Annotated in this window: 13 protein-coding genes, 2 tRNA genes and 1 rRNA gene; 7 read left to right on the forward strand and 9 right to left on the reverse strand. The window is 51.4% G+C overall.

Going from position 1 to position 12,064, the window contains the following annotated elements:
- Positions 1-48: 48 nt before the first annotated feature.
- Together rof and WES_RS16900 are read right to left on the reverse strand one after the other, a co-directional pair.
- The gene (gene rof / locus WES_RS16905; protein ID WP_000062320.1) at positions 49-309 is read right to left on the reverse strand and encodes a Rho-binding antiterminator; all 261 of its coding nucleotides are present in this window, start codon (positions 307-309) and stop codon (positions 49-51) included.
- Positions 296-496 carry a YaeP family protein gene (locus tag WES_RS16900; protein ID WP_000417058.1) on the reverse strand — a complete coding sequence of 67 codons (201 nt, stop codon included), beginning with the start codon at positions 494-496 and terminating at the stop codon, positions 296-298. The genes rof and WES_RS16900 overlap by 14 nt, the downstream gene beginning before the upstream one ends.
- 165 nt (positions 497-661) lie before the next feature.
- On the opposite strand from WES_RS16900, the gene WES_RS16895 reads away from it, so the two are divergent.
- From WES_RS16895 to nlpE, 3 genes are read left to right on the forward strand one after another with little or no spacing between them, the layout of a single operon-like run.
- The gene (locus tag WES_RS16895; RefSeq protein ID WP_016159350.1) at positions 662-1,207 is read left to right on the forward strand and encodes a YaeQ family protein; all 546 of its coding nucleotides are present in this window, start codon (positions 662-664) and stop codon (positions 1,205-1,207) included.
- Entirely contained in the window at positions 1,204-1,626 is a 423-nt protein-coding gene (gene arfB, locus WES_RS16890) for an alternative ribosome rescue aminoacyl-tRNA hydrolase ArfB (protein WP_016159349.1), read from the forward strand. Before WES_RS16895 ends, arfB begins: the two co-directional genes overlap by 4 nt.
- Positions 1,627-1,640: 14 nt before the next feature.
- Positions 1,641-2,351 carry an envelope stress response activation lipoprotein NlpE gene (nlpE, locus tag WES_RS16885; RefSeq protein WP_016159348.1) on the forward strand — a complete coding sequence of 237 codons (711 nt, stop codon included), beginning with the start codon at positions 1,641-1,643 and terminating at the stop codon, positions 2,349-2,351.
- A gap of 155 nt (positions 2,352-2,506) precedes the next feature.
- Here nlpE and WES_RS16880 read toward each other — a convergent pair whose 3' ends face one another.
- The 7 genes from WES_RS16880 to metN all read right to left on the reverse strand — a co-directional run bounded on the left by WES_RS16880 (position 2,507) and on the right by metN (position 8,971).
- The gene (locus WES_RS16880; protein ID WP_016159347.1) at positions 2,507-3,331 is read right to left on the reverse strand and encodes a YaeF family permuted papain-like enzyme; all 825 of its coding nucleotides are present in this window, start codon (positions 3,329-3,331) and stop codon (positions 2,507-2,509) included.
- A 52-nt stretch (positions 3,332-3,383) separates the two neighbouring features.
- Entirely contained in the window at positions 3,384-5,102 is a 1,719-nt protein-coding gene (gene proS / locus WES_RS16875; protein ID WP_001260711.1) for a proline--tRNA ligase, read from the reverse strand.
- A gap of 110 nt (positions 5,103-5,212) precedes the next feature.
- On the reverse strand, positions 5,213-5,920 hold the full coding sequence (tsaA, locus tag WES_RS16870) for a tRNA (N6-threonylcarbamoyladenosine(37)-N6)-methyltransferase TrmO (protein WP_000094017.1): 708 nt from the start codon (positions 5,918-5,920) through the stop codon (positions 5,213-5,215).
- A complete protein-coding gene (rcsF, locus tag WES_RS16865) occupies positions 5,917-6,321 on the reverse strand; it encodes an Rcs stress response system protein RcsF (protein ID WP_016159346.1) in 405 nt (134 codons plus the stop codon). Before rcsF ends, tsaA begins: the two co-directional genes overlap by 4 nt.
- Before the next feature lie 117 nt (positions 6,322-6,438).
- Positions 6,439-7,254 carry a methionine ABC transporter substrate-binding lipoprotein MetQ gene (metQ, locus tag WES_RS16860; RefSeq protein ID WP_000874226.1) on the reverse strand — a complete coding sequence of 272 codons (816 nt, stop codon included), beginning with the start codon at positions 7,252-7,254 and terminating at the stop codon, positions 6,439-6,441.
- Positions 7,255-7,293: 39 nt separating this feature from the next.
- Complete coding sequence (locus WES_RS16855; protein WP_001294600.1) at positions 7,294-7,947, reverse strand: methionine ABC transporter permease MetI; 654 nt, start codon at positions 7,945-7,947, stop codon at positions 7,294-7,296.
- Entirely contained in the window at positions 7,940-8,971 is a 1,032-nt protein-coding gene (metN, locus tag WES_RS16850) for a methionine ABC transporter ATP-binding protein MetN (protein WP_000593991.1), read from the reverse strand. The genes WES_RS16855 and metN overlap by 8 nt, the downstream gene beginning before the upstream one ends.
- A 187-nt stretch (positions 8,972-9,158) precedes the next feature.
- On the opposite strand from metN, the gene gmhB reads away from it, so the two are divergent.
- The 4 genes from gmhB (at position 9,159) to WES_RS16830 (ending at position 11,901) form a co-directional block, all read left to right on the forward strand.
- Positions 9,159-9,731, forward strand: coding sequence for a D-glycero-beta-D-manno-heptose 1,7-bisphosphate 7-phosphatase (gene gmhB, locus WES_RS16845; RefSeq protein ID WP_001140174.1), 573 nt, complete (start codon positions 9,159-9,161; stop codon positions 9,729-9,731).
- A gap of 365 nt (positions 9,732-10,096) precedes the next feature.
- Positions 10,097-11,638, forward strand: a 16S ribosomal RNA gene (locus WES_RS16840).
- A 68-nt stretch (positions 11,639-11,706) separates the two neighbouring features.
- Positions 11,707-11,783, forward strand: a tRNA-Ile gene (locus WES_RS16835).
- A gap of 42 nt (positions 11,784-11,825) precedes the next feature.
- Positions 11,826-11,901, forward strand: a tRNA-Ala gene (locus WES_RS16830).
- The last annotated feature ends 163 nt before the right edge of the window (positions 11,902-12,064 follow it).

Raw genomic sequence — 12,064 nt, forward strand, 5'->3', positions numbered from 1 at the left:
GTGAAAGCCGGATAAGACGTATCAAGCGTCGCATCCGGCAAAAGTGAATCAGGACTCGCTCACCACCACCGTACCGATTTCCGGGTGGCTAAAGCTGGTAATTTTATCCAGACGTAGCTCGCGGGTTTCGCCAGCGGCTTCGACGACCAGATACTCCACATTTTTGCGGGAGACTAAATCGCTGGCCTTCCCCTGCAATTTTTCACCATCTTTCATCTCAAGTGTCAGCATTAAATGATGCTGGCAGGCGAGCTCAAGATTATCGTAATCATCACAATTGATTGGTTGATACGTATCATTCATTGACATAATCGCTCACCAGTAAGTTTGCCGCAGCGTATGCTGCTTTTTCCCTGACAGCCTCTGAAAGGGCGTCGTCGGCAGCCATTTCATTCAGCACTTTCAAAACGCAGCCCAGCGCGTCCGGAACGTATCCTAAGTCTCCGCTGGCGATTTCCGCGTACCGCTTGCGTATTAACTCACAATATTTTTCCACATGCCCTCCTGCCAGCACTCTGACTTAACCGTGGATGCAAGTCTAAGCCTACGAAGATAAACTCTGTTTCGCAAGGTGACTATACCACACTCATTTCTGCAATATCAGCGTCGCAACTGCACGTATTCCGTTACAATGGCCTCCTGATTCGAAAGGAGTTTTCTTATGGCGCTTAAAGCGACAATTTATAAAGCGACGGTTAATGTAGCCGATCTCGACCGCAACCAGTTTCTCGATGCCTCTCTGACGCTGGCGCGCCATCCTTCAGAAACCCAGGAGCGTATGATGCTGCGCCTGCTGGCGTGGCTGAAATATGCTGATGAACGTCTGCAATTTACCCGTGGCTTGTGTGCCGATGATGAACCGGAAGCGTGGCTGCGTAACGATCACCTGGGCATTGATTTGTGGATTGAGCTGGGGCTGCCGGATGAGCGGCGGGTTAAGAAAGCCTGCACCCAGGCCGCAGAAGTGGCGCTGTTTGCCTATAATAGTCGGGCGGCGCAAATCTGGTGGCAGCAAAATCAGAACAAATGCGCGCAGTTTGCCAATCTTTCCGTCTGGTATCTGGACGACGAGCAACTGGCAAAAGTGAGCGCCTTTGCCGATCGTACCATGACGCTGCAGGCAACGATTCAGGATGGCGTGATCTGGTTATCGGATGATAAGAATAATCTGGAAGTGAACTTAACCGCCTGGCAACAACCTTCATGATTGTGATTTCCCGACATGTCGCTATCCCCGATGGTGAGCTTGAGATCACCGCCATTCGTGCGCAGGGTGCGGGCGGGCAGCATGTTAATAAGACCTCAACGGCTATTCATCTGCGTTTTGACATTCGGGCGTCCAGCCTGCCAGAGTATTATAAAGAGCGCCTGCTCGCCGCCAGCCATCATTTGATCAGCAGTGATGGAGTGATTGTCATTAAGGCACAGGAATACCGCAGCCAGGAGCTAAACCGTGAAGCGGCGCTGGCCCGGCTGGTGGCTGTGATTAAAGATTTAACAACAGAACAAAAAGCCCGGCGACCCACACGCCCCACCCGTGCATCGAAAGAGCGCAGGCTGGTATCGAAAGCACAAAAATCAAGCGTGAAGGCGATGCGCGGCAAAGTGCGCAGCGGTCGGGAATAAAAAGTAAGGAATGGATGGTGAAAAAAGCGATAGTGACGGCGATGGCTGTAATCAGCCTCTTTACTCTAATGGGATGTAATAATCGGGCCGAAGTCGATACGCTTTCCCCGGCGCAGGCTGCCGAACTGAAACCGATGCCGCAAAGTTGGCGCGGCGTGCTGCCGTGTGCCGATTGCGAAGGAATCGAAACCTCTCTGTTCCTCGAAAAAGACGGAACATGGGTGATGAATGAACGTTATCTGGGGGCGCGTGAAGAGCCTTCCTCTTTCGCTTCCTACGGTACATGGGCGCGAACCGCTGACAAGCTGGTATTAACCGACAGCAAAGGTGAAAAGTCATATTATCGGGCGAAAGGGGATGCGCTGGAGATGCTCGATCGTGAAGGTAATCCGATTGAATCGCAGTTCAACTACACGCTGGAACCTGCAAAGTCCAGCCTCCCCATGACACCGATGACTCTGCGTGGCATGTATTTTTATATGACTGATGCGGCGACCTTTACTGATTGCGCGACCGGAAAACGTTTCATGGTGGCGAATAACGCAGAGCTGGAACGGGGCTACCTGGCTGCGCGCGGTAACAGTGAAAAATCCGTGTTACTGTCTGTAGAAGGTCACTTTACGCTTGAGGCTAACCCGGATACCGGTGCGCCGACCAAAGTATTAGCGCCCGATACGGCGGGTAAATTTTACCCGAACAAGGATTGCAGTAGTTTGAGTCAGTAAATCTGCTTGAGGCAGAAACAAACGCAAAATTGCCTGATGCGCTGCGCTTATCAGGCCTATTACATATAGTACAACATTTTGAATTAGCACGATTTTGTAGGCCGGATAAGGCGTTCACGCCGCATCCGGCATTTTGTGCACGAGGCTGGCTTTTATCACCGAGTCAGCCCAACAAAGCGACCCGCTTTGATATAAATTCCTGGCTTCAGGTGCCCAATATACTGTAACTGTGTTTCTGGCTTAAACGCAGAGACATCACCAGCACGCATATGCATTAGATCGGCAGGGCTAATCCAGCCCGACTGCGCCAGCGTAAGCGGATGCCCGGCTTTGGCAAATGCATCAGTGACAAACTCCGAACAAAACCACGACTTTTTGTCTCCTTCTCCCACACCGCTTAACTGCGCTTTCGCCAGGCCGCTGACGCACTGTTGGCGAAAATCTTCGGAGAAAGGATTTAGTGAGCACATCTGGCGGGTCACCATAAACGGAATGAACTCGACAATGCCGCGATAGTTGTAACCGCTATTTTTGATTTTATTGGCGAACGCGGTGATTTCTGTGGCTTGTTGCGGGGTAAGGTCCGGGACTCGTAAGACGAAAAGCTTATCGCTATGCCTCATGGCTTTTTTAAGGGGAACAATCTGGACGCCATCTCCAGTCGCTTCTGCAACGTTATTTTCACCCAAATAGATTGCAACGTGACTTACAGAGGAAGTGCTGAAGACGCGGATACCAAATGAGGTTACCCCAAGGCTTGAGGAGAACAGCAAATCGCCGGGTTTGAGATCAGGTTCGGTTATTTCTTTTATTGATCGTTCGGTGAAAGAGCTTTGATGCTGGAATTTGACTGCCCATGTTTTCGCCTCGGCATCTACCGCTGCGGCTGATGAGTCTGGCTGGCTGATATCAACTGTACAGGCCGAAAGTAAAAGAAAGCAGGGGAGAAGCAGGCGGCAGTACGCCTTTGGTTTATCCATTTTATACAATCCATGTAAAAAAGGGCCCTGAAATTCAGGACCCTTTCTGGCATCAGCCTTTAATCTGTTTCACCAGATAATCGACGATGTCACCAGTCTTAATTAACTGTTTCTCGCCGTTACGACGATATTTATATTCGATATCGTCGTTGTCGAGGTTACGGTCGCCCAGCACGATAGTGTGTGGAATACCGATCAGTTCCATATCAGCAAACATCACGCCCGGACGCTCTTTGCGGTCATCCAGCAGCACTTCGATACCCTGCGCACGCAGTTCGCTGTACAGTTTCTCAGCCAGCTCTTGTACGCGGAAGGATTTGTGCATGTTCATCGGCAGAATTGCGACCTGGAACGGTGCGATAGCGTCAGGCCATACGATGCCGCGTTCGTCGTAGTTCTGCTCAATTGCCGCAGCCACAACGCGCGTTACCCCGATACCGTAGCAACCCATCGTCAGGATCTGGTTACGACCATCTTCTCCCTGTACGGAGGCTTTCAGTGCTTCGGAGTACTTAGTACCCAGCTGGAAGATGTGACCGACTTCGATACCACGTTTGATCAGCAGCGTACCCTGACCATCCGGGCTTGGATCGCCAGCCACCACGTTACGGATATCAGCAACTTCCGGGGTGGCGACATCGCGATCCCAGTTGATACCGAAGTAGTGTTTGCCATCGATGTTAGCACCGGCAGCAAAATCACTCATTGCCGCAACGGTACGGTCAATCACCACCGGAATCGGCATGTTTACCGGACCCAGTGAGCCTGGGCCTGCTTTAACCACGGCACGAATTTCTTCTTCGGTCGCGAAAGTCAGCGGGCTGGCAACCTGTGGCAGTTTTTCTGCTTTAACTTCGTTCAGCTCGTGGTCACCACGCACCAGCAACGCAACCAGCGGGAAGCTACTGCCTTCAACCGCTTTAACCAGCAGAGTCTTAACCGTTTTCTCAATCGGCAGATTGAACTGTTCAACCAGTTCCGCGATGGTCTTCGCGTTCGGCGTATCAACCAGCGTCATTTCCTGGGTAGCAGCAGCGCGCGGTTCTTTCGGCGCGATAGCTTCTGCCAGTTCAATGTTCGCTGCATAGTCAGAGGTGTCGGAGAAGACCACATCGTCTTCACCGCTCTGCGCCAGCACCTGGAATTCGTGAGAGGCACTGCCGCCGATAGAACCGGTGTCGGCCTGTACGGCGCGGAAATCCAGGCCCATACGACTAAAGATTTTGCTGTAGGCCGCATACATTGCATCGTAGGTTTCCTGCAGGGATTCCTGAGAAGTATGGAAAGAGTAAGCATCTTTCATCAGGAATTCGCGGGAACGCATGACGCCGAAACGCGGACGCACTTCGTCGCGGAACTTGGTCTGGATCTGATAGAAGTTCAGCGGCAGCTGTTTGTAAGAGCTAAGCTCGTTACGAATCAGGTCAGTGATAACTTCTTCATGAGTTGGGCCGAGTACGAACGGACGCTCGCCACGGTCAACAAAACGCAGCAGTTCCGGACCGTACTGTTCCCAACGACCACTCTCTTGCCACAAATCGGCTGGCTGAACCACCGGCATCGACACCTCGATTGCACCGGCGTTGTTCATCTCTTCACGCACGATGTTTTCGACTTTTTTCAGAACGCGCACGCCGGTCGGCAGCCAGGTATATAACCCGGAGGCCAGCTTGCGGATCATCCCGGCGCGCAGCATCAGCTGATGGCTGATCACCTCGGCGTCGGCAGGTGTCTCCTTGAGAGTGGAGAGCAGGTATTGGCTAGTACGCATGTTGTTACGGTTCCAGTTGGAAGGTAGAACAGGCTCAAGGCGAGCCTGGGACAAAAAAAGTGATTTAGTTTACCAGTGCAAAAGAAATGTCAAAAGAGAAGGGCGTGAATTTAACGCGGTTCCAGCGCAAAGACTTCAAAACCTGCGTCGGTGACGCGCCAGCGAACGTTAAAATCATGTAGCCAGACGGCATAGGTTTTGCCCGTTTCCTCACCTTTACGATAGGCCGGGCGCGGGTCCTGCGCCAGTACTTCGCGGATAAACAGCGTTAACTGCGGATAACGCTTCTCCAGCGTCAAAAGTTGCTTTTCGACCTCTGCGGTAAAACTCACCGGCATTTCTGCCGCTGGCGCACTTTGCGCATAGCTGGCACTGGCATCGGGAAGCGATTCGGCAAAGGGGAGATACGGTTTGATATCCACTACCGGCGTACCATCGACCAGATCCAGACTGCCGAGCTTCAGAATCACGCTGTCTTTATGGCAAACAACCTCTTTCAGCTCTACCAGCGACATACCAATTGGGTTAGGGCGGAAAGTAGAGCGTGTGGCGAAAACACCCATTCTGGCGTTACCACCGAGGCGCGGAGGACGCACAGTCGGACGCCAGCCGCCTTCCATCGTTTGATGAAAGACGAAAAGGATCCATAAATGGCTGAACGCTTCCAGGCCGCGCACGGCGTCGGCCTGGTTGTAGGGAGCAATGAGATGCAGTTCGCCGTTGGCGCTTTTTACCAGACCTGGCTGGCGCGGAACGGCGAATTTTTCTTTATAGGGCGAGCGAATAACGCCTATTTGCTCAAACTGGAAACTGCTCATTTTGCCGTAATGTTAAGCGCAGAACCGATACATACAGCCTGACGATAGCAGCCTGGCGTACCGCTGGTGATTTCACAGCTATGCAGTAAAACCGCATTGGCTTTCATTTTAGAGGCGTTGATTTGCATTCGTTTGCGCGCGGTCGGGATGCTCGGCGGAGAATCCTGATTAGAGGCCTGGCAAGAATCACCACTGACTTCCCCAAGATCGCGGAATGGCTTACCGACTAATTCTTCAGCATTAGTATAAATTCGGACCGGCGTGGCGCGCGGTGCTTTCGGTTTTGCTGGCTCCGCTTTTGGCTGGGGTGCGGTGCTTTGAACAGGTTCGACAGGGGATCTGCTTAACATGGAACAGCCGCTCAGCATGAGTGCTAATAAACAGATCGGTAAAGCACGCATAGTATTTCCTCAATGTATGATCAAAACGTCAATATTGAATCAGGCGCTTATAAAAATGACAAGACGGGCAAGCGCCCGTCCTGAATGATATTACAAATTGTGGAAACAGCCTAAAAATTACCAGCCTTTAACTGCACCGCCGTTAAACACTTTGTTTGCCGCTTCATAAACTTCGTCAGACTGATAAGCCTGGACGAATTTCTTCACGTTTTCCGCGTCTTTGTTATCTTCACGAGTCACGATCAGGTTTACGTACGGAGACTCTTTATCTTCGACAAAGATACCGTCTTTCGCCGGAGTCAGGCCAATCTGGCTGGCATAGGTGGTGTTGATAACTGCCAGAGCGATTTGCGCGTCGTCCAGAGAGCGCGGCAGCTGTGGTGCTTCCAGTTCAACAATTTTCAGGTTTTTTGGGTTCTCAACAACATCAAGAACGGTCGGCAGCAGGCCAACGCCATCTTTCAGTTTGATCAAGCCCACTTTTTGCAGCAGCAGCAGTGAACGACCGAGGTTAGTTGGGTCGTTTGGAACTGCAACCTGCGAACCATCCTGCAGTTCATCCAGAGATTTGATCTTCTTGGAGTAACCGGCAATTGGATAAACAAAAGTGTTGCCTACAGCTACCAGTTTGTAGCCACGATCTTTCAGTTGCTGATCAAGATACGGCTTGTGCTGGAAAGCGTTAGCGTCGATATCGCCTTTGCTCAATGCTTCGTTTGGCAGAACATAGTCGTTGAAGGTTACCAGTTCAACGTCCAGACCATATTTGTCTTTCGCGACTTTTTGCGCGACTTCTGCAACCTGCTGTTCGGCACCGACAATGACGCCGACTTTAATGTGGTTCGGATCTTTTTCATCCTGACCGCAACCTACCAGTGCCAGTGATCCAATCAGGGCTCCCACTGCCGCAAAGGTTTTGAATTTGAACGCCATACCTTATTCCTTCTTCAATTATTTATGTTGTGTTGAACGTTACTTGCGAGTGACAGCCCGGACGATGCGGTCGCCTGCGAACTGAATTAAATAAACCAGAATGACCAGCAATACCAGTACCGTATTCATCACCGTCGCGTTATAGCCGATGTAGCCATACTGATAGCCAATCTGACCCAAACCACCGGCACCGACTGCGCCACCCATTGCGGAATAACCGACCAGGGTAATCAGGGTGATAGTTGCGGCGTTTACCAGACCCGGCAACGCTTCCGGTAACAGCACTTTACGGACGATCTGCATCGGCGTGGCACCCATTGCGCGGGAGGCTTCAATTAACCCGGTTGGGATCTCCAGCAGGGCGTTCTCGACCATACGCGCAATAAACGGTGCTGCACCAACGGTCAGTGGAACAATCGCTGCCTGCAAACCAATCGATGTACCGACAATAACGCGAGTAAACGGAATCATCCATACCAGCAAGATAATGAACGGGATGGAACGGAAAATGTTCACAATCGCTGAAACGGTACGATACAACTTCGCGTTAGCAATAATTTGCCCCGGACGCGTGACATAAAGCAGGACGCCAACCGGCAGACCAATCACAAACCCAAAAAAACCGGATACGAAGGTCATTGCCAGCGTTTCCCATACGCCACGAACCAGCAGCCACATCATTGGCTCAGACATAACCCAGTACCTCTACTTTTACATGGTGTTCCTGCAGCCAGGCAATGGCGGCTTGCGTATCTTGTTGTGTGCCGTGCATTTCAGTCAGCATGATGCCGAACTTAACGCCACCGGCGTAATCCATCTGCGCGCTAATAATGTTGTTGTTGACATTGAAACGACGCGCGGTTTCAGAAAGCAGCGGGGCATCGACCGACTGGCCGGTAAACTCAAGGCGCAGCATCGGTACGCAGTCTGCGAATGGCTCCGCTTGCAGACGTTCCTGATAATCTTCCGGGATATCCAGATGCAGGGTTGACTGAATAAACTTCTGCGCCAGCGGCGTTTTCGGATGCGAGAACACTTCGCTTACCGTGTCTTGCTCGATCAGTTCGCCATTGCTGATGACCGCCACACAATCACAAATGCGCTTAACAACGTCCATTTCGTGGGTGATCAACAGAATCGTCAAACCCAGACGGCGGTTGATGTCTTTTAGCAGTTCGAGAATAGAACGCGTGGTTGCCGGGTCCAGCGCGCTGGTGGCTTCATCGCACAGCAATACTTTGGGATTGCTGGCTAATGCACGGGCAATCGCCACACGTTGTTTCTGCCCGCCGGAAAGGTTCGACGGGTAGCTATCATGCTTATCGCCAAGGCCAACCAATGACAGCAATTCTGTCACGCGACGTTTAATCTCGTCTTTCGGCGTGTTGTCCAGCTCCAGCGGCAGCGCCACGTTGCCAAAAACAGTACGCGAAGAGAGCAGGTTAAAATGCTGGAAAATCATACCAATCTGGCGGCGAGCTTTGGTCAACTCGGATTCTGACAGCGTGGTCAGTTCCTGGCCATCGACCAGCACGCTACCCTCGGTTGGGCGCTCCAGCAGGTTTACACAACGTATAAGCGTACTCTTACCCGCGCCTGAGGCACCGATAACGCCATAAATTTGTCCAGCTGGCACATGCAGGCTGACGTTGTTCAACGCCTGGATGGTGCGGGTGCCCTGGTGGAACACTTTGGTGATATTCGAAAGTTTTATCATTGATTATTTATTATCGTCATTAAGTTGGTCGTGGCATTTCGACTGCCTGAAACGGTCAAAGCCGTCAATGAAATGGATGTTAAGGCATCCAGACGTCTAAATCAATCAGGTTTATGCGAAGAGCACTTTCTTGCAGGTCGAAACATGCGATACTAGCGTCACATGCCTTATTAAGGAGCTATAAAAGGTGGCGAAGAGCGTACCCGCAATTTTTCTTGACCGTGATGGCACCATTAATGTCGATCACGGCTATGTCCATGAGATCGACAACTTTGAATTTATCGACGGTGTTATTGACGCCATGCGCGAGCTGAAAAAAATGGGCTTTGCGCTGGTGGTAGTAACCAACCAGTCTGGCATTGCTCGCGGTAAATTTACTGAAGCACAGTTTGAAACGCTGACCGAGTGGATGGACTGGTCGTTGGCGGACCGCGATGTCGATCTGGATGGCATCTATTATTGCCCGCATCATCCGCAGGGTAGTGTTGAAGAGTTTCGCCAGGTCTGCGATTGCCGTAAACCGCATCCGGGGATGCTTTTGTCAGCACGCGATTATTTGCATATTGATATGGCCGCTTCTTATATGGTGGGTGATAAATTAGAAGATATGCAGGCAGCGGCTGCGGCGAACGTGGGAACAAAAGTGCTGGTGCGTACGGGTAAACCTATTACGCCTGAAGCAGAAAACGCGGCGGATTGGGTGTTAAATAGCCTGGCAGACCTGCCGCAAGCGATAAAAAAGCAGCAAAAACCGGCGTAATGATTAAAAGATGAGCGGTTGAAATAAAAATGCATTTTTCCGCTTGTCTTCCTGAAACGACTCCCTATAATGCGCCTCCATCGACACGGCGGATGTGAATCACTTCACACAAACAGCCGGTTCGGTTGAAGAGAAAAATCCTGAAATTCAGGGTTGACTCTGAAAGAGGAAAGCGTAATATACGCCACCTCGCGACAGTGAGCTGAAGGCCGCGTCGCAACTGCTCTTTAACAATTTATCAGACAATCTGTGTGGGCACTCGAAGATACGGATTCTTAACGTCGTCGGACGATAAATGAATACCAAGTCTCAAGAGTGAACACGTAATTCATTACGAAGTTTAATTCTTTGAGCATCAAACTTTTAAATTGAAGAGTTTGATCATGGCTCAGATTGAACGCTGGCGGCAGGCCTAACACATGCAAGTCGAACGGTAACAGGAATCAGCTTGCTGATTTGCTGACGAGTGGCGGACGGGTGAGTAATGTCTGGGAAACTGCCCGATGGAGGGGGATAACTACTGGAAACGGTAGCTAATACCGCATAACGTCGCAAGACCAAAGAGGGGGACCTTCGGGCCTCTTGCCATCGGATGTGCCCAGATGGGATTAGCTAGTAGGTGAGGTAACGGCTCACCTAGGCGACGATCCCTAGCTGGTCTGAGAGGATGACCAGCCACACTGGAACTGAGACACGGTCCAGACTCCTACGGGAGGCAGCAGTGGGGAATATTGCACAATGGGCGCAAGCCTGATGCAGCCATGCCGCGTGTATGAAGAAGGCCTTCGGGTTGTAAAGTACTTTCAGCGGGGAGGAAGGGAGTAAAGTTAATACCTTTGCTCATTGACGTTACCCGCAGAAGAAGCACCGGCTAACTCCGTGCCAGCAGCCGCGGTAATACGGAGGGTGCAAGCGTTAATCGGAATTACTGGGCGTAAAGCGCACGCAGGCGGTCTGTTAAGTCAGATGTGAAATCCCCGGGCTCAACCTGGGAACTGCATCTGATACTGGCAGGCTTGAGTCTCGTAGAGGGGGGTAGAATTCCAGGTGTAGCGGTGAAATGCGTAGAGATCTGGAGGAATACCGGTGGCGAAGGCGGCCCCCTGGACGAAGACTGACGCTCAGGTGCGAAAGCGTGGGGAGCAAACAGGATTAGATACCCTGGTAGTCCACGCCGTAAACGATGTCGACTTGGAGGTTGTGCCCTTGAGGCGTGGCTTCCGGAGCTAACGCGTTAAGTCGACCGCCTGGGGAGTACGGCCGCAAGGTTAAAACTCAAATGAATTGACGGGGGCCCGCACAAGCGGTGGAGCATGTGGTTTAATTCGATGCAACGCGAAGAACCTTACCTGGTCTTGACATCCACAGAACTTTCCAGAGATGGATTGGTGCCTTCGGGAACTGTGAGACAGGTGCTGCATGGCTGTCGTCAGCTCGTGTTGTGAAATGTTGGGTTAAGTCCCGCAACGAGCGCAACCCTTATCCTTTGTTGCCAGCGGTCCGGCCGGGAACTCAAAGGAGACTGCCAGTGATAAACTGGAGGAAGGTGGGGATGACGTCAAGTCATCATGGCCCTTACGACCAGGGCTACACACGTGCTACAATGGCGCATACAAAGAGAAGCGACCTCGCGAGAGCAAGCGGACCTCATAAAGTGCGTCGTAGTCCGGATTGGAGTCTGCAACTCGACTCCATGAAGTCGGAATCGCTAGTAATCGTGGATCAGAATGCCACGGTGAATACGTTCCCGGGCCTTGTACACACCGCCCGTCACACCATGGGAGTGGGTTGCAAAAGAAGTAGGTAGCTTAACCTTCGGGAGGGCGCTTACCACTTTGTGATTCATGACTGGGGTGAAGTCGTAACAAGGTAACCGTAGGGGAACCTGCGGTTGGATCACCTCCTTACCTTAAAGAAGCGTTCTTTGAAGTGCTCACACAGATTGTCTGATGAAAATGAGCAGTAAAACCTCTACAGGCTTGTAGCTCAGGTGGTTAGAGCGCACCCCTGATAAGGGTGAGGTCGGTGGTTCAAGTCCACTCAGGCCTACCAAATTTGCACCGCAAATTTGAAGAGGTTTTAACTACATGTTATGGGGCTATAGCTCAGCTGGGAGAGCGCCTGCTTTGCACGCAGGAGGTCTGCGGTTCGATCCCGCATAGCTCCACCATCTCTGTAGTGATTAAATAAAAAATACTTCAGAGTGTACCTGCAAAGGTTCACTGCGAAGTTTTGCTCTTTAAAAATCTGGATCAAGCTGAAAATTGAAACACTGAACAACGCAAGTTGTTCGTGAGTCTCTCAAATTTTCGCGACACGATGGTGTTTTACGA

Source organism: Escherichia sp. KTE31, from assembly GCF_000407925.1.
Lineage (GTDB): Bacteria > Pseudomonadota > Gammaproteobacteria > Enterobacterales > Enterobacteriaceae > Escherichia > Escherichia ruysiae.